The 17,754-nt window shown below is 33.4% G+C and carries 24 protein-coding genes; all 24 read left to right on the top strand.

The genetic code is table 11. The features are described from left to right. Positions 1-18 precede the first annotated feature (18 nt). The 24 genes from mqnP to CIGN_RS01560 all read left to right on the top strand — a co-directional run bounded on the left by mqnP (position 19) and on the right by CIGN_RS01560 (position 17,737). Positions 19-888, top strand: a complete 870-nt coding sequence (gene mqnP / locus CIGN_RS01445) for a menaquinone biosynthesis prenyltransferase MqnP (RefSeq protein ID WP_086302038.1) — start codon at positions 19-21, stop codon at positions 886-888. Then, positions 882-1,388: a hypothetical protein gene (locus CIGN_RS01450; RefSeq protein WP_086302039.1), complete on the top strand. Its 507-nt coding sequence runs from the start codon at positions 882-884 to the stop codon at positions 1,386-1,388. Before mqnP ends, CIGN_RS01450 begins: the two co-directional genes overlap by 7 nt. Further along, positions 1,378-1,905 (top strand): DUF6115 domain-containing protein, encoded by a 528-nt coding sequence (locus CIGN_RS01455; protein WP_086227240.1) that lies wholly within the window; start codon positions 1,378-1,380, stop codon positions 1,903-1,905. The genes CIGN_RS01450 and CIGN_RS01455 overlap by 11 nt, the downstream gene beginning before the upstream one ends. Beyond that, positions 1,905-2,876: a GTP 3',8-cyclase MoaA gene (gene moaA / locus CIGN_RS01460; protein WP_086268550.1), complete on the top strand. Its 972-nt coding sequence runs from the start codon at positions 1,905-1,907 to the stop codon at positions 2,874-2,876. Before CIGN_RS01455 ends, moaA begins: the two co-directional genes overlap by 1 nt. Before the next feature lies 1 nt (position 2,877). Next, entirely contained in the window at positions 2,878-3,603 is a 726-nt protein-coding gene (locus tag CIGN_RS01465; protein WP_086227294.1) for a 7-carboxy-7-deazaguanine synthase QueE, read from the top strand. Positions 3,604-3,606: 3 nt separating this feature from the next. Beyond that, on the top strand, positions 3,607-4,188 hold the full coding sequence (locus CIGN_RS01470) for a 6-pyruvoyl trahydropterin synthase family protein (RefSeq protein ID WP_086302040.1): 582 nt from the start codon (positions 3,607-3,609) through the stop codon (positions 4,186-4,188). Further along, entirely contained in the window at positions 4,188-4,367 is a 180-nt protein-coding gene (locus CIGN_RS01475) for a flagellar basal body L-ring protein FlgH (protein WP_086225348.1), read from the top strand. The genes CIGN_RS01470 and CIGN_RS01475 overlap by 1 nt, the downstream gene beginning before the upstream one ends. Continuing rightward, complete coding sequence (locus CIGN_RS01480) at positions 4,364-4,771, top strand: hypothetical protein (protein WP_086302041.1); 408 nt, start codon at positions 4,364-4,366, stop codon at positions 4,769-4,771. The genes CIGN_RS01475 and CIGN_RS01480 overlap by 4 nt, the downstream gene beginning before the upstream one ends. Beyond that, positions 4,768-5,424, top strand: coding sequence for a 16S rRNA (uracil(1498)-N(3))-methyltransferase (locus CIGN_RS01485; protein ID WP_086228292.1), 657 nt, complete (start codon positions 4,768-4,770; stop codon positions 5,422-5,424). Before CIGN_RS01480 ends, CIGN_RS01485 begins: the two co-directional genes overlap by 4 nt. A gap of 24 nt (positions 5,425-5,448) precedes the next feature. Then, positions 5,449-5,757 (top strand): hypothetical protein, encoded by a 309-nt coding sequence (locus CIGN_RS01490; protein WP_086234914.1) that lies wholly within the window; start codon positions 5,449-5,451, stop codon positions 5,755-5,757. After that, positions 5,735-8,359, top strand: coding sequence for a DNA polymerase I (gene polA / locus CIGN_RS01495; protein ID WP_086302042.1), 2,625 nt, complete (start codon positions 5,735-5,737; stop codon positions 8,357-8,359). The genes CIGN_RS01490 and polA overlap by 23 nt, the downstream gene beginning before the upstream one ends. Positions 8,360-8,428: 69 nt before the next feature. After that, on the top strand, positions 8,429-9,199 hold the full coding sequence (motA, locus tag CIGN_RS01500; protein ID WP_086302043.1) for a flagellar motor stator protein MotA: 771 nt from the start codon (positions 8,429-8,431) through the stop codon (positions 9,197-9,199). A gap of 8 nt (positions 9,200-9,207) precedes the next feature. Further along, positions 9,208-9,924 carry a flagellar motor protein MotB gene (motB, locus tag CIGN_RS01505; RefSeq protein ID WP_086228289.1) on the top strand — a complete coding sequence of 239 codons (717 nt, stop codon included), beginning with the start codon at positions 9,208-9,210 and terminating at the stop codon, positions 9,922-9,924. Between the two features lie 82 nt (positions 9,925-10,006). Then, a complete protein-coding gene (locus CIGN_RS01510) occupies positions 10,007-10,291 on the top strand; it encodes a 4Fe-4S dicluster domain-containing protein (RefSeq protein WP_086225355.1) in 285 nt (94 codons plus the stop codon). A gap of 89 nt (positions 10,292-10,380) precedes the next feature. After that, complete coding sequence (gene ndk / locus CIGN_RS01515; protein ID WP_086302044.1) at positions 10,381-10,794, top strand: nucleoside-diphosphate kinase; 414 nt, start codon at positions 10,381-10,383, stop codon at positions 10,792-10,794. Positions 10,795-10,804: 10 nt separating this feature from the next. Then, the gene (locus CIGN_RS01520) at positions 10,805-11,170 is read left to right on the top strand and encodes a hypothetical protein (RefSeq protein WP_086225357.1); all 366 of its coding nucleotides are present in this window, start codon (positions 10,805-10,807) and stop codon (positions 11,168-11,170) included. A 1-nt stretch (position 11,171) separates the two neighbouring features. Continuing rightward, positions 11,172-11,318: a 50S ribosomal protein L32 gene (gene rpmF, locus CIGN_RS01525; protein ID WP_086225358.1), complete on the top strand. Its 147-nt coding sequence runs from the start codon at positions 11,172-11,174 to the stop codon at positions 11,316-11,318. Positions 11,319-11,326: 8 nt separating this feature from the next. Next, positions 11,327-12,319 carry a phosphate acyltransferase PlsX gene (gene plsX, locus CIGN_RS01530; RefSeq protein ID WP_086229422.1) on the top strand — a complete coding sequence of 331 codons (993 nt, stop codon included), beginning with the start codon at positions 11,327-11,329 and terminating at the stop codon, positions 12,317-12,319. Beyond that, entirely contained in the window at positions 12,316-13,302 is a 987-nt protein-coding gene (locus tag CIGN_RS01535; RefSeq protein ID WP_086229423.1) for a beta-ketoacyl-ACP synthase III, read from the top strand. The genes plsX and CIGN_RS01535 overlap by 4 nt, the downstream gene beginning before the upstream one ends. A gap of 5 nt (positions 13,303-13,307) precedes the next feature. Next, positions 13,308-13,925 carry a glycerol-3-phosphate 1-O-acyltransferase PlsY gene (gene plsY / locus CIGN_RS01540; protein WP_086225361.1) on the top strand — a complete coding sequence of 206 codons (618 nt, stop codon included), beginning with the start codon at positions 13,308-13,310 and terminating at the stop codon, positions 13,923-13,925. After that, complete coding sequence (locus CIGN_RS01545) at positions 13,922-14,239, top strand: dihydroneopterin aldolase (RefSeq protein WP_086227228.1); 318 nt, start codon at positions 13,922-13,924, stop codon at positions 14,237-14,239. The genes plsY and CIGN_RS01545 overlap by 4 nt, the downstream gene beginning before the upstream one ends. Before the next feature lie 81 nt (positions 14,240-14,320). Beyond that, positions 14,321-14,992: a homeostatic response regulator transcription factor HsrA gene (gene hsrA, locus CIGN_RS01550; protein WP_086225363.1), complete on the top strand. Its 672-nt coding sequence runs from the start codon at positions 14,321-14,323 to the stop codon at positions 14,990-14,992. 38 nt (positions 14,993-15,030) lie between these two features. Then, positions 15,031-16,242 (top strand): sensor histidine kinase, encoded by a 1,212-nt coding sequence (locus CIGN_RS01555; protein ID WP_180380104.1) that lies wholly within the window; start codon positions 15,031-15,033, stop codon positions 16,240-16,242. A 16-nt stretch (positions 16,243-16,258) separates the two neighbouring features. Further along, positions 16,259-17,737 carry a Ppx/GppA phosphatase family protein gene (locus tag CIGN_RS01560; protein ID WP_086302045.1) on the top strand — a complete coding sequence of 493 codons (1,479 nt, stop codon included), beginning with the start codon at positions 16,259-16,261 and terminating at the stop codon, positions 17,735-17,737. Positions 17,738-17,754 lie beyond the last annotated feature (17 nt).

Consider the following 17,754-nt stretch of genomic DNA (forward strand, 5'->3'; position numbering starts at 1 on the left):
ATAACTTAAAGGAAAAATATGGCGAAATTTATACAAATTTTAAAAGATATTAATGAATTAATTGTATTTAAACATTCTGTTTTTGCCTTGCCATTTATCTTTGTAGCGATGATTGTAGCTTCAAAAAGTGCAAATGGTTCGGTTTGGTTTGGTTTTGAATTGTTGATTTTGGGGTTATTTTGTGCAGTTAGTGCTAGAAATTTTGCTATGGGAGCAAATCGTTATCTAGATAGAGATATTGACAAAGATAATCCACGTTGCGCTTCTCGTCCAAGTGTAGATGGTAGAATTGGCAGTAAAAATTTATTAATCTTTATTTGGTTAAACGCATTAATTTTTGTAGTTGTAGCATATTTTATAAATTCACTTGCATTTTGGTTAAGCTTTCCGATTTTAGCAATTCTAGGAGCATATTCGTACTTTAAAAGATTTTCTAGCCTTGCACATGTAGTTCTTGGGATATGTCTTGGGCTCTCACCAATTGCTGGGGCTATTGCAGTGCTTGCTGATATACCTTTGTGGGTAATTTTGTTATCTTGTGGGGTTGTTTTTTGGGTGGCCGGATTTGATATTTTATACTCTTTGCAAGATATGGATTATGATAAAAAAAAGGGATTATTTAGTATTCCTAGTATTTATGGGGCGCAGGCTTCGATGTTTATTTGCGCTCTTTTTCATTTTCTTACAATACTTTTTTGGCTACTTTTTGCTATTAGTGCAAAGCTTGGAATAATAGGATTTATAGGTGTAGCAGTTAGTGGAATTATTTTATATCTTGAACATAGAATTGTTAGACGAGATTTTAGTAAGATTGATAGAGCATTTTTTACTTTAAATGGCTATTTAGGGATTATATTTTTTATCTTTGTATTGGTGAGTTTATGGTAGATTTTAGATTGATTAGTAGTAGGGTTGAGATTGAGTTTGAACCTGATATGGATGGGGCACACGAGAGTGAGTTTAATCAAAGTAGGAGCAATATCGATGAGTGGCTAAGCATCGAGATGGCTAGGGGTGAAGGTGAGAATAGCGATCCGCTAACTATAAAGCTTTTAGTTGAACTATATAAAAAAGTAGAAGAGTTATCAAATATCATTAAAAATCAGCACACTCCACCAAAGTCACTTAAATTTTGCCTTGATACTAGTAAAATCGGATATGAGGGATTTGAATTTGATAAAGATTGTTTAGAAATTGGGACTAGTTATTTTGCTAGGGTAAATTTGCCATTATTTATCAAGCGTGAAGTTATGGTATATTTTAAAGCAATTACACCAAATTGTGCTAAGATTTTAAAAATTTCAAGAGGTAATGAGCGTGAGTGGAACGCTTTTGTAGCTGAGAGCGAGAGATTAGAGATAAGGAAGGTTAAAAATAGTGAGCAATGAGTTATTACTTTATGTAGCCTTTGTGCTATTATTAGGTGTGTTTGGAGCGATATTTTGGCTAAGAGATAAGCAAGTAAATCTAAAATTTGCTAAATTTGAATTAGCAATAGAGGGTCTAATAAAAGAGAATTATCAGCTCAAAAAACAACTAACAGAATTAGCACAAACTCCGCCACCAGTGCTACAAAATCCAGTTGATATGAGTCAGATAGAGCATCAAATTGATATTAAAATTAGCGAAGGATTAAGTCATAAAATCGCTCCAATAATAGAAAATGTTCGCATAATAGAACAATCTGTAAATGAGATAAAAGATGATCAATTAGATAGGCTATACAACCTTGAAGAACGAACTAAAAGTATAAGCAAAATTACACCGCCAAGTTTTGAAGTAAGCAATGAGAGCAAGGTAGTTGAGATGTATAGGGCTGGAAAAAGTCCTGAGATGATTGCTAAAGATCTTCAACTAGGCGTAGGACAAGTTACGATGATTTTGAAATTTAAAAAAGAGATGTAATGCTAGTTGATAAATTTGGCAGAGTGATTGATTATTTAAGAATTTCTGTAACTGAGCTATGTAATTTTAAATGTAGATATTGTATGCCAGAAGATAATCAATTCAATAACATTGGTAGGGATAATATCTTAAGCTACGAAGAGATGTTTGAATTTGTTAAAATTTGCCTTGATAATGGAGTAAAAAAGGTTAGACTCACAGGTGGTGAGCCGCTAGTAAGAAAAGATATTCAAAAATTTGTTAAAATGATAAATGATTATAAGCCAGGTCTTGATTTGGCGATGACGACAAATGGATATTATTTAAAGCAAAAAGCTAAAGAGTTAAGAGAGGCTGGATTAAAAAGATTAAATATATCGCTTGATACTTTAGATGCTAAAAAGGCCAATTTTCTAGCTAGAAAGGAAGTTTTAAGTTATGTTTTAGCTGGAATTGATGAGGCAGTAAATGAAGGATTTGTAATAAAGCTAAATACTGTTGCTTTGCGTGGAGTAAATGATGGAGAGTTAATAGAACTTTTAGAGTTTGCAAAAAGCAAAAATGCTCAAATTCGTTATATCGAATTTATGGAAAATACCCACGCTGCTAGTGATTTAAAGGGACTTAAAAAGGATGATATTTTAGAAATATTATCTAAAAAGTATAGCATAAAAGAGATTACAAAAAGCCCAAACAGCCCTTCAAGCCTATTTGTAACCAGCGATGGGTATAAATTTGGAATAATTGATCCACATAAGCATGATTTTTGTGCTAGTTGTAACCGCTTACGCCTAAGTGCTGATGGGCTTTTAATTCCATGTTTATACTATGAAGATGGTCAAAGCATAAAAGAAGCTATGAGAGCTAGAGATTATACAAAAGCTAGAGAGATTTTAAAAGCTGTCTTAGATGCAAAACCTGAGAAGAACAAATGGGAAAATGACGGTAAAGGCGAGATCTCAAGTAGAGCATTTTATCAAACTGGTGGATAATATGGTTGAGATTGTTGAGTATTTTAGTTCGATTCAGGGCGAGGGAAAATTTCAAGGTAAAAATGCATTTTTTATCCGTCTTGGTGGATGTAATCTTAAATGTGTTGGGTTTGGTTGCTCTCTTCGCTCACCAAAAACTGGAGAGATGTTATTAGGGTGTGATACTATTAGAGCCGCACAATCATCGCATTTTGAGTATGAAAAATTTGACTCTCAGCGTTTAATTAGCTTACTTCTTGGGTTAAAACATAAACCTTTAATCATTATCACTGGTGGCGAGCCGCTTATCTATTATAGCGACCGTGATTTGCTTAAGTTTCTTGAATATGCTATTAGTGTGGGATTTAGCGTACAGTTTGAGACAAATGGAACAATTGATGTTGATTTTGCTAAATTTCCAATATATAAAAAATGCACTTTTGCTGTAAGTGTAAAATTAGCCCTAAGTGGTGAACCAGCCCATAAAAGAATTAATAAAAAAGCGTTAAAATCACTATTTAGCAATGCTAGTTGTTTTTATAAATTTGTAACTACTGGTGAGCAGATTGATGAAATTAAAGAAATTTTAGCTTTACAAAATGGCGAGGTTTGGTGTATGCCTTTAGCAAGAGACCAAAATGAGCTAGAATACAACGCTAAAAATGTAGTAAATTTATGTATGGAAAATGGATTTAATTATAGCGATAGATTGCATATTCGAATTTGGAATGATTTAAATGGAGTTTAATGTATGATAATTAGAAAAATTTATGATTTTGAAAATGCACATATCGTAAGATTTTGTAGTTCTAAGCGTTGCAAGGAGAGTATTCATGGTCATAGCTATAGATGTGAGGTGTTATTAAAGTCTGATTATCTTGATGCTGCTGGAATGGTGTATGATTTTGGGCTTATGAAACAGCACATTAGAATGATTATTGATAGTTTTGATCACACGACCACATTATATGCAAAAGATAGCGATGAGTATAAAAATGATATGAAAAAGCATTCTAAACGCTGGATAGAGCTTCCATACAACCCAAGTGCTGAACATTTTAGCCGTATATTTTTTGTATTAATTGATAAGCTACTTAGTCAGTGTGTTATGCAAAATGGTGAAAAAGGTGTAGAGCTTTATAGTATTATTGTGCATGAAACAGCTACTGGTTATGCGCAGTGTTTTAAAGAGGATGCATATAGCACAAAAATGGGGCTTATAAATTTAGATGAGATAATCTTTAGCGATGAGATTAAAAATGAGTGGAATGATTTTGATTTTTACGAACAGCTTAAAAATGGCAATAAATTTATAAATCCAAAGGAGTGTTAATGAGAAAATTATCCTTGATAATTTTATTAATTGTTAGCTTTTGTGGTTGTGAGGATAAAGCATCACAAACTAATAAAAATGACGCTATAGAAATTCCGCCACCGGATGTGCCAATTGCCAAAAGCGATGGTAATGCAACAATTGATAGTGACTTTCCACCAATGCCGGTAGCAGAATGATTGAGACATATGCGCTTAGTGCTAGCTTGCACCTTGGGTTTATAAAGATACTTTTAGCTTTGCTTGTAGTTCATCTAGGGCTTGTGTTTATCGGTGATACAGCTAAATTTGGTTATATTAAAAGACTTATGCTTTTCTTACCGACTTATTATGTTTTTATGGCATTTATATTTTTTACTGGAATGCTAAATTTGGCTATTTTACACTTTAGTATGAGTTTATCGATTTGGGTAATGATTGTATGCTGGATAGGATTAATTCCGCTTGGTGCGATTGGGTTTAAGCGGTTAAAAGCAGTAAGGGCTAATAAGGAATTTGGTAAATTTAAGAAATTTATGGCTATAAAAATATTTTGTGAAATAGCTATTGTTGGATTTGGGACATTTATAGGGATTGCTTTATGAAATTTATCTATCATGCTGGTGCTGGAAGCGAGAATATAGATATTGATGGCGATAGCTTTAGCCATTTAAAAGCTCTTAGATTGACTCAAGGTAAAAGAGTAGATATAAGAAATTTAAAAGATGGATATAGCTATATTTATGAGATTATTAGTATGGATAGAAGGCGAGCTAGCTTGGAATTAGTGTTTAAATCATTAATCCCTTTTGTAGAGCATAAATTTGAGCTAGCGTGGGCAGTAGTTGATCCTAGCGTAATAGAAAAGAGCTTGCCAAGTCTAAACGAGCTTGGTGTAGGGCGTTTAAATTTAGTATATTGTGAGTTTTCCCAGCGAAATATTAAGATAAATTTAGAGCGATTAGAGCGGATTTTAATTAGTAGCTCTCAGCAGTGTGGTAGAAATTCTATCATGGAGATTGTGGTTTTTAATAGTATTGATGAGCTTTTAGCTTATAAAAGCGATGTAGCGCTTATTGATTTTGGTGGGGCGAGTTTATCTGGATATGAGGGCAAAGAGATGCTTTTTATCGGGCCAGAAGGTGGATTTAGTCAAAATGAAAGAGATAAAATAGGGATTAAATTTGCTCTAAATTCTCCATATATACTTCGTTCAAATAGTGCCATTATCGGCGTTGCTAGTAAGATTTTGATATAGATTATGGAAGTTATAGTAATTTTAATGATATGTTTAGCGCGTGCAATTATATGTGCGTTACCTGGATTTATTCTTGGATTTTTTTATGATTTACAAGAGCGTAAAAAGTATATATTTTTAGCTTGTGCTTTTATGTTTAGTTTATATTTAGCATTTACAAGGCCTGAAGGGATAGGTTTTTGGGGAATTTTAATTGGATTTATAGAGGATTTTGGCGGAATTTATATAGGGGCTTTTATCTTTATAGGACTTAGAAATATGGCTAAAAAATTCGGCCTTTGTAAGATTTGTGATAAATTTAGGAGAAAGCGTGAAAACTCTAACGATAATTGATACTTTTGGATTTTTTTTCCGCCTTTACTATGCGATGAGTGGACTTAAAAATAAAGATGGCAAACCAAGCGGAATGATACATGGATTTGCTAATTTTATAGCAAATTTAAAGCAAGAATTTCATAGTGATTATATTGTTTTTGCCCTTGATAGCGGAGGTAAAACTTTTAGAAATGATATAGATCCAAATTATAAAGCTAACCGCTCAGAAGCTCCAAAGGAGCTAAAAGAGCAGCTTCCAATATGTATTGATATGATTGAGAGAATGGGCTTATGTAGCCTAAGAGTTGAAGGATATGAGGCTGATGATATTATTGCAAGTTTTATCAAAAATAATCCACAAGATGATTTATTAATTAAAGTAGTTACTCATGATAAGGATCTATATCAGTTAATCAATGATAGAGTAAGCATTTATAGTCCAGCTAAAAAGGAGTTATATGATAGGGATGGTTGTTATGAAAAATATGGCATATATCCTGAGCAGGTTAGAGATTTTTTAGCATTAACTGGTGATAGTGCCGATAATATCCCAGGTGTTAAGGGTATTGGTGATAAAGGAGCTAAAAAGCTCTTAGATGAGTTTGGAACTATTGAGAATTTGTATGAGAATTTAAATCAAGTCAGAAATGAGCGAACTAAAAATTTGCTTTTTGAGGGCAAAGAGAGTGCTTTTATATCTAAGAGACTCGCAAGTTTATATGATGGGCTTAAAACACCTGATTTACAAAATGCCAAATTTCCTCAACACAATCCACTTATAAATATACAAGATATTCTAAAAGAGTACTCATTAAATCGCCTTTTAGCTAATCTTAGAAGTGATGAGCCAGTAAAGGAGCTAAGTTTTGAGCCGGTTTTGATTACTGATGAGTATGAGCTAGAAAGGATTTTAGGGGGTATTAGTAGTGATACGCTAATTGCTTTTGATACTGAAACAACTAGCATAGAGGCTAGAGAAGCTAAAATTGTAGGATTTAGCTTTTGTTTTAATGAACAAAAGAGTTACTATGTTCCTATAAATCATAGCTATCTTGGTGTACCTAATATGGTTAGCTATAAAGTGGCAGCTTGGGCAATTGAGCAGATTTTTTCAGCTTTTGTAATTGGGCAGAATTTAAAATATGATTTTAAAATTATACTAAATAATTTTGGCATAAAACCACCGAAAAATTATGCTGATACGATGATAATGGCATGGCTAGATAATCCAAGCACAAGTGTAGGAATGGATGCACTAGCTAAAAAACTTTATGATTATGATACGATTAAATTTGAAAGCGTTGTAAAAAAGGGTGAAACCTTTGCTAGTGTAGAACTAGAGAGCGCAGCAAAATATGCAGCTGAAGATGCGTGGATAACGCTTAGATTTTATAACAGTTTTTGTAAGAAACTTGAGCCTAATATGCTAAAAATTGCAAAAGAGATTGAATTTGATTTTATATTAACTTTACTTGATATGGAAGATAATGGAATTAAAGTAAATCAATCTAAGCTTAGGGAGTTAATTGATAAAAATAATATCCAGTTAGAAAGCTTAAAGGTTCAAATTTATGAGCTATGTGGAATAAAATTTAATATAAACTCTACTAAACAGTTAGGTGAAGTGCTGTTTGATGAGCTAAAGCTTCCTAGCAAAAAAAAGACAAAAACTGGTTATAGCACCGATGAGAGTGTGCTTAGTGAGTTAGTAGAGCTTCATCCATGTGTCGCTAAAATCTTAGAGTATAGAGAGCTTTATAAGCTACAAAGTACATATTGTGAGCCGATTTTAAATTTAGCCCAAAAGGATGCTGATAGCAGGGTTTATACCAGTTTTATTCATACTGGTACAGCAACTGGTAGGTTAGCTAGCAAAAATCCAAATTTGCAAAATATCCCAGCTCGTGGAAGTTATGCTAAGCCGTTTAGAGCAGTATTTGAAGCAAAAGATGGTTATAGTCTTTTAAGTCTTGATTACTCCCAAATTGAGCTTAGATTGCTAGCGCATTTTAGTAAGGATGTAGCACTTGTAGAGGCATTTAAAAGCGGTAAAGATATTCATGCTCAATCAGCTATAAATATCTTTGGTGAGTCAAATAAGCAAAATAGAGCAATTGCAAAATCTATAAATTTTGGATTAATATATGGTATGGGAGTGAATAAACTTAGTGCCAATTTAGATATTGACAAAAAGGCAGCTAAAGAGTATATTACTAGATATTTTAATGCATTTAGTAGCGTTCAAGATTATCTTCAAAGTATAAAAGATAGTGCCAAAAGAGATGGATTTGTAGAGACTTTACTTAGTAGGCGTAGGTATTTTGATTTTTCTAATGCCTCAGCTATGCAGATTGCAATGTATGAAAGAGAAGCAGTAAATAGCAAATTTCAAGGCAGTGCTGCAGATATTATTAAGCTTGCAATGCTTAAAATTCGCCCAATGTTAGGCGATGCAAAGATGTTGCTTCAAATTCATGATGAGTTGATTTTTGAAGTTAGTGATGATATGGCACAGGAGTTTGGAGCACAAGTGGCTAATGTTATGAGCAGTGTTGTAAATTTAAATGTTCCATTGGTCGTGAACTATAATATAGCAAAAAATTGGGCTAATCTAAAGTAATTTGGTAAAATTCAGTTAAATTTTTGTTAAATTATGTAATAATTAAATAATTTTTAAAATGGGGTCTTTATGGATATTTCTACTATTTTAGGGATGGTTTTTTCCATCGCAAGTATCTCGGTTGGAGATATTTTAGAAGGTGGTAATCCTTTGCATGTTTTGCATCTTAGTTCTGTACTCATTGTTGTACCTACAGCGATGTTCTCATCTATGACTGCTACAAACAAAAAATATATCAAGGCTACTTTTCAAGAGCTAAAGATTGTATTTAAAGGCTCTGGTGTAGATATGAGTGCTAGGATTGCAGAGCTAGTAGAGTATAGTACGCTAGCTAGAAAAAATGGAATTTTGTCTTTAGAACAAAAGGCTATGGCGGTTGAAGATGAATTTTTGCAAACCGGGCTTAATATGTTAGTTGATGGTCAACCTATAAATGAAGTCAAAGAGCATCTAGAGTTATCTATTCAGACAACTGAAGAATATTATCACGAGTGTGCGCATTATTGGATTAGAACTGGTGAGAGCTGTCCGACATTTGGACTAGTTGGGGCGGTTATGGGTCTTATGCTTGCATTACAACTACTTGATAATCCTGCTGCGATGGCTGCTGGTATTGCTTCGGCATTTACAGCGACTGTTACTGGTATTATGGGTTCGTATGCTATTTTTGCTCCGTGGGGTAATAAAATGCTAAACAATGCAAAAGACATCATAAAAGAAAAAGAGATGATCCTAGAAGCATTAATCGGTATTGCTGAAGGAGCAAATCCAAGAAGCTTGGAAGCAAAATTATTTAACTTCCTAGATAAAAATGAACCAAGAAATTCACAATTTAACTAAGGTAGAATATGGCAAAAAAGAAAAAAGCACAAGAGTGTCCAGCAGGTGAGAAATGGGCTGTTCCATATGCGGATTTTCTCTCTTTGCTTTTGGCACTTTTTATTGCACTTTATGCGATTTCAGCAATTAATAAAGCCAAAATAGAGGCATTAAAGACTGAATTTATAAAGATTTTTGATTTTCCTGATACTCACTCATTAAAAGATACTAAAAAACCATCAAGAAGTGATAAGGAATTTGATAGTCCTAGTATTACAATGCAAGTACAAAATGATGCGCCAACAAATGTAAATGTAAATAATGAAAGATATAAAGTTACACTAGATCAAGCAGAAAATCAAGTGGCGATCGATTTACCAGCAAACATTAAATTTGATCATCAAAGTTCAAAAATTTATAATCCAGATGTAATAAACTTTATCAATATTCTATCTATGATTATAAATAAAATTCCAGCTTCTGTAGCTGTGGATATTAGAGGTTATGCTGATGATTTTGGCGATTATGCTGCTGATTATAGGCTAGGAATCGAGCGTGCTTATAGTGTGTTTGCAATGCTGGCAAACAACGGTGTAGATACTAAAAGAATGCGTATAACATCATTTGGTGATAGTGTAAATATTATAAATAGTGATTTAAAAATTGCTAAAATATATTTTAAGATTGATGTTAAAGATAAAGCGCTTCAAAAATCAGTTTTAGATATACTTAGTGAGCTTAAATAAAAATCATTATCATTTTATATTAAGTTATATATAAGTTTAAATTTGATAACCTACGGGTTAAATTTAATTTAAGGAGTATAAAATGGCAGTAAAAATTACTGATATATGCATTAGTTGCGGTTCTTGTATTGATGAGTGTCCAGTTGGCGCAATTGTGGATGACGTAGATAATCCAACTGGTGAAGATACTTATTATGTTTATGCTGATAAATGTGTTGAATGCGTAGGTCATAATGATGAACCAGCCTGTGCTAACGCCTGTCCAACTGATGGATGTATTGTATGGAGTGATATAGTAGAAGGTCAGCCAAGCAGAGATGACATTGGTGCCAATTTAAGAGATGGTACAAACCCTGTAGTAGCTTAATCTAACTATAATTAAAAAAGATTACTATTTTTTTAAGCTTAGTTTTGATATAATCACGATTTTTAAAACCTGATTAATAGGAGATCGATATGGAACAAACTCTATCAATAATTAAACCAGATGCGACAAAAAAGGGCGTAATCGGTAAAATTATCGATAGATTCGAAAGCAATGGGCTTAGAATCGCAGCAGCTAAAAAAGTACAATTAAGCGTTGAAGATGCTAAAAAATTTTATGAGGTACATGCTAGTAGGCCATTTTACAATGATTTAGTCGAATTTATGATTAGTGGCCCAGTGGTAGTAATGGTGCTTGAAGGTCAAAATGCAGTGCTTAAAAATAGAGAATTAATGGGCGCTACAAATCCTAAAGAAGCTGCGCCAGGAACTATTAGAGCTGATTTCGCTGAGAGCATTGATGCAAACGCAGTCCATGGTAGCGATAGTTTAGAAAATGCTAAAATTGAGATTGCATTTTTCTTTGCTAGTAGAGAGATCTGCTAAGGTTATTTAATTGAAAATTCGCTTCGATAAGCTAACTACTACACCAGTTAATTTTGAAAGTAGTATTGATGGAGTTAAATTTAGCGGTAGTATTAAAAAAACTACTCTAAATTTAGCCAAGTGCAGCGGTAGATTAATCGGTGAATTAGAGCATATTTGTGATAGTTGTGGCACTGATATAGTTTTAAGCCTAGATGAAGAACTAAATCTAATTTTAAGCGATGGTATCTATAAAGATAGCGATAATGAGCTAAGCAATACCATAGAATTTTTTGGTGGTATAATAGATACAGATGAGATCTTAATTGGTGAGTTAGAGGCCTTTAAAAGCGATTATTTTTATTGTGATAAGTGTAAAATTTTAGAAGGAGAGTAAAATGGCAGTACCTAAGCGTAGAGTGAGTCATACAAGAGCTGCAAAGCGTAGAACCCACTATAAAGTTACATTACCAATGCCGGTAAAAGATAAAGACGGCAGCTGGAAAATGCCTCACCGTGTAAATAGAACAACTGGCGAGTACTAATATAAACGATGATTAAAATAGCAATTGACGCTATGGGCGGGGATTTTGGTGCTGAGCCAATTATAGCTGGAGTTATTGAAGCTTTAAAACAAAGAGAGTTTCAAGCTTATTTAGTAGGTGATGAGAGTAAGCTAAAATCCCTTATTCCACATAAATACTCTAAATTTATTACTTTTGTTCAATCTAGCGAAGTGTTTGCTATGGATGAGAGTGCTACTGATGCGCTAAAACGTAAAGAAAGTACGATATTTAAAGCTGTCGAGCTAGTTCGTAGTGGAGATTGTAAAGCAGTAGTATCAGCCGGTCATAGTGGTGCTAGTATGAGTTTAGCAACTTTACGTCTTGGACGAGTAAAGGGTATTAGTAGGCCAGCAATTGCTACTTTAATGCCTACAACACAGGCTAATCAAAAAACATTGGTCTTAGATGTTGGTGCAAATGTTGATTGTAAGGCAGAAAATTTATTTGAATTTGCTATTATGGGCTATGCTTATGCTAAAGAGATTATGAGGATTGATAATCCTAGAATTGGTCTACTTAGCAACGGTGAAGAGGATTGCAAAGGTAATGAAATTACAAAAGATGCATTTGAAATGCTTAAAAAACTCGATAGTTTCATCGGAAATGTAGAGGGTAATCAAATTTTTGATGGAAGTGTTGATGTTATCATCTGCGATGGATTCGTTGGTAATATTTTATTAAAAACCAGCGAAGGTGTTGCTAGTGCAATTACTAAAATTATCAAACAAAGTGTTAAAAAATCACCACTTGCAATTTTAGGTGCGATTTTGATGAAGAGTGTATTTAGAGGACTTAAGAACCAGATTGATTATGATGAATATGGTGGTGCACCACTTCTTGGTGTAAAAGATTGTGTAATCATCAGCCATGGTAAATCAAGTCCAAAAGCTATCAAAAATGCAATATTCCAAGCTCTTAAATTCTCAGAATCTAGCATAAATGAGGTTATTTCAAATGAGCTTACAAAGTTTGCAAAATGACTAAAGCTTCGTTAATTTCAATTGGTGCTTATGCTCCTAAAGATATTCTTACAAATTATGATTTAGAAAAGATAGTTGATACTAGCGATGAATGGATAACTAAGCGTACTGGAATTAAAGAGCGTCGTATCGCTAAGGATGAATTTACAAGCGACTTAGGTTATAGGGCGGCTTTGCAAGCTTTGGAGCGCTCAGGATTAGATAAGAGTGATATCGATGCTGTAATATGTGCTACTATTACACCAGACTATTTTTGCATGCCTTCAACTGCTTGCGTGATCGCAAATAAACTAGGCCTAAAAGATGTAACAGCCTTTGATATTAGTGCGGCTTGTACAGGATTTATCTATCTTTTAGAGTTAGCTAAATCTATGATTGAAAGCGGCGCTAAGAGAAATATTTTAATTATTGGAGCTGAGAAAACTAGTGCGATTATGGACTGGAGTGATCGTAGTATTTGTGTGCTTTTTGGTGATGGAGCAGGTGCAGCCGTAGTTAGCGCAAGAGATAACAATCCAATTTTAGATGTACATACTTCAAGCGATGGAAGCAAAGGTGAGCTATTAATAACTCCGGGTTGTGCTATTGTAAATCCTGCAAATAAGGATACTATAGAAAATCGACTAAATTTTATGAAAATGTCTGGTAACGATGTTTTTAAAATCGCCGTAAATACTCTAACAAAAGATGTGGTTAATATTTTAGAGAAAAACCAAATTCCATCAGATAATATAGATCTTTTTATCCCGCATCAAGCAAATTTAAGAATTATAGAGGCCGTAAAACAAAGATTAAATTTTAGTGATTCTCAATGTGTTGTAACTGTGCAAAAGTATGGTAATACTAGCTCAGCATCTATTCCTATGGCGATGAATGATGCCTATGAAAGTAGCAGGCTTAAAAATGGCTCATTGGTATTGCTTGATGCTTTTGGCGGTGGATTTACTTGGGGTTCAGCGCTTCTTTATTTTGGTGGAAAGTAGTTGATATGAATGAGAATTTAATAGCCTATTTAATTGCTTATTTAATTGGTGCAGTGCCTTTTGGCTTACTTTTTGGCTTACTTTTTGGTGGAATAAATATTAAAAAAAGTGGCAGTAAAAGTATTGGTGCTACAAATGTGTTAAGAGTAATTAAACAAAGCAATCCTGCGCTTGCTAAAAAACTTGCTATTTTAACTGTTGTGTTTGATGCGCTTAAGGGTGTAATACCTATTTTGGTTGGTAAATTTATATTTGAACTTGACATAGCTACTCTTTGGGCGATGGGAGTTTTGGCTGTTGTAGGGCATTGTTTTTCACCATATTTGATGTTTGAAGGTGGCAAGGGAATTGCTACTGGAGCTGGCGTTTTGGCGTGTTTTTTACCATTTGAGTTGATTATTGCTGTTATTGTATGGTTTATTGCTGGTAAAGTGCTTAAGATTTCTAGTTTAGCTTCACTTATAGCGCTTCTTGCAATGGTTGTATCATCATTTATATTCCACTATGATATACCTGAAATTAATACGCATGCGCCAATTTTAATTATTGCATTCATTGTAGTTTATAAGCATATGCCAAATATTAAACGCCTATTAAGTGGTTCTGAGGGCAAGGTTATTTGATTAGTGTTTTTGTTGATAGCCTTGAGTTTGATACAATAATTGGTCTTTTAGATTTTGAACGAGTCGAAGCTCAAAGAGTTTGTATTGATATGGAATTTAGCGCTGATGAATTTATAGATTATGCTAAGGTCTGTGAAGTTACACAAAGTGAATTTAAAGAGCAAAAATTTTATAAAATAGAGGATGCACTAGAGTATTTTTCCATTAAATTCAAAGAAAACTACCCAAGTCTAAATAGTTTTTATATGAAAATTTCCAAAACTCAAATTATTAAAAATGCTACTGTAGGTGCAAAAATAATAAAGAATTATTAAAAATTGTTTAAATTTTCTTGAATTTTGGCTTAAATTTTGCTATAATCTCGCATTAAATTTTTTACTTTTAAGGAAAAGCTAATGAGAATTTTGATAGTAGAGGATGAGACTACGCTAGGCAAAACTATAGCCGAAGGTTTGCAAGAGTTTGGCTACCAAACAGATAATTCAGAAAACTTTAATGATGCAGAATATTTTATTGGTATTCGTAATTATGATCTTGTGCTTAGTGATCTTATGCTTCCAGATGGTGATGGAATTGATTTAATTAATGTTATCAAACAAAAATCTCCACGCACATCTGTAGTGATTATTTCAGCAAAAGATGATAAAGAAAGTGAAATAAAAGCTTTTAGAGCTGGTGCTGATGATTATATTAAAAAGCCATTTGATTTTGATATTTTAGTTGCTAGACTTGAGGCTAGACTTCGCTTTGGCGGTACAAATGTGATTAAAATTGATGATTTAACAATTGATCCAGATGAAGAAAAGATTACATATCAAGGCACAGAAATTGAATTAAAAGGTAAGCCATTTGAGGTTTTAACTCATCTAGCACGCCATAGCGACCAGATTGTAAGCAAAGAACAACTTTTAGATGCTATCTGGGAGGAGCCTGAGCTAGTTACGCCAAATGTAATTGAAGTTGCTATTAATCAAATTCGCCAAAAAATGGATAAACCACTTAATATTTCCACAATTGAAACAGTAAGACGCCGTGGATATAGATTTTGCTTCCCCAAAAAAGCTTAAGGGCTAAATTTGCCCTACAATTAGCATCGGCTTCTACGATGCTAATTATTATATTTTCGGTGATGTTATACCACTATATTAAGATTACAATCTTTGAAAATATAGTCCAAAGTCTAACTTTGGAGGCTAAGAATATCTCTGCAATGAATGAGAATGAGAGTCTTGAGTATAAAAATAGTAATTTTGATCTAATTAAAATAGTCTTAAATGACGATAATCTCACTCGGCCTGAATTTGTCTCAACTAAAGATATTAATGCTACATATTTAACGCTATATTATCCATATCAAAACCGTCTTTTAGTATTAACTAAAAATACTAGCGAATATAGTTTAATAGTAGATCAAATTTTAGTTGATATTTTAATCATTAATTCCACAGCAATATTTTTAATTTTATTTTATGCGCTATTTCTATCTAGAATGTTGCTAGCGCCTCTTCGTTCGTTTTGTCTAAAGCTTGGGCAGTTAAATGAGAGATTTCTTCAAGAAGTTGAGACAGATGAATTGCCGGTAGAATTTAAGCCTTTGGGTGATGGAGTAAATAGATTAATTGGTAGGATTTTGACATTTGTACAGTATCAAAAGGAGCTTTTTATTGGAGCTGCGCATGAGCTAAAAACACCACTGGCAGTAATGAAAACTAAAAACGAAGTTACCCTTATTAAAGAGCGTGATACTCAAAAATATATTGATACATTAAAAAACAATAATGAAGCTATAAATCAGATGAATAAAATGATTAGCTCAATTTTAGAGATTGGCAGACAAGAAGGCGCACAGTTTGAACAGCCAGTAATGACTGATATGATTGCTTATATAAATGAGATTGGTAATAATTTCTTAATTCTTGCAAAAGGCGATGATAAAAATATTAGAATGAATTTGCGTCCCCATAGTCTTAAGATTATGATCCAGCCAACTCTATTTTTACATGTATTGCAAAATTTTGTCCAAAATGCAATTAAATTCTCTCCAAAAGGTGCCACGATTGAGATAAATTCTACACTCGCAAACGGTGAATTTATCGTTCGTGTGATTGATGAAGGGATTGGAATTGATGAGAGCAAGGATCTTTTTGCTCCATTTAAGCGCTATGGAAATAGCAGCGGGGCTGGACTTGGATTGTTTTTAGCTAAGGGAGCAGCACAAGCACTTGGCGGAAGGATTGAACTGCGTAATCGCATAGATAGAAGTGGAACGATAGCAACGCTAACGCTACCTATACGAAATAGTAAATATAAAAAATAAATTTAAAAGAGATTTAATGTCAAAAAGAGTTGCAGTTATTGACCTTGGATCAAATTCGGCTAGAATGGCGATATTTGAACGAACTAGTAGGCTTGGGTTTTTTATTCTTCGTGAGTATAAGGTAAAGGTACGTCTTGGAGAGGGCGCTTATGAGCGTGGTGGAGTATTGCAGCCTCAAGCAATGGATAATGTTTTACATGCATTTAGTGAATTTAAGCATTTTTTGAGAATTTATAAGGTTAGTAAGGTTTTATGTACCGGTACTTCAGCTTTGCGTGATGCACCAAATTCGAATATCTTTATTAATATGGTAAAAAGAGAGCTAGGATTAAATTTGCGAGTGATAAGTGGAGATATGGAGGCTTTTTATGGAGGGCTTGCAGCACTAAATCTACTTAGCCCTCTAAATGAGGCTACTACGATTGACATTGGAGGCGGCTCGACTGAGCTGGCTAAAATCAAAGATGGCAAAATCGTAGATATCATTTCGCTTGATATTGGTACAGTTAGATTAAAAGAGCTATTTTTTGATAAGGGAGATATAGATGGAGCAATTAAATTTACTCAAGAGATAATTGCTCAAATTCCATCACACTTTATAAATGAAAATATAATAGCAATAGGTGGGAGTTTAAGGGCGATATCGGGTGCGATTATGCAGTTGCAAAATCATCCAATTAGATTAGTGCATAATTTTACTTATGAGTATAAAAATTATCTGAATTTAATTAGTAAAATTGCTACAGATAAGGAATTTGATTTAAAAAATATAGCCATTAAAAAAGATCGATTTGATACTATTAGGCAAGGTGCGATGATATTTAGTGCTGCGGCTAAAAATTTAAAAGCTAGGATGATTTATACTAGCGGTGTTGGGATTAGAGAGGGAGTATTTTTGGCTAATCTTCTAAGGCCAAATTTAAAATCCAAAGAGTTAATCCAAATGCCACAAAAGTATAAAATAGCCTTTCCAAAAGGCTTTAATCCAAGTCTTAGGAGCCTTCAAGATAGATTTGCTAAGCGTGATAATAGTATTACTACAAAGCATGTAAAGACTCTATTTGAGATTTTAGCACCACTTCATAAGCTTAACCCAAGCTATATAAATGAGCTTATAATCGCTTCTAAACTCTATAATATCGGTAGAAGTGTTGGTTTTTATTTGGAGAATTCTCATAGTGGATATCTTGTGAAAAATGCTCTAAATTACGGCTACACGCATCAGCAAAAAGCGTTAATCGCTGCTATGATTGAGTATCAGGGTAAGGCTATAAATAGTCTTGGTGAATTTGAAAAATTGCTTCCTAGTATTGATGTAGTTAGATGGCTTAGCTTTATTCTTGGACTTGCTGGAGCATTGAGTCTTAGTCCAAATATTAGTTTTGAATTTAGTTCAAATACTTTATATATTAAAGGTGCAAAGAATTTTTTTATGTTAAAAAATGAGATAAGAAAACTAATAAAGCCTGAGATTTTTGTGATTTCGTTTGAGTAGGTTGAATTTGATAGGTG

The organism is Campylobacter devanensis, from assembly GCF_002139915.1.
Lineage (GTDB): Bacteria > Campylobacterota > Campylobacteria > Campylobacterales > Campylobacteraceae > Campylobacter > Campylobacter devanensis.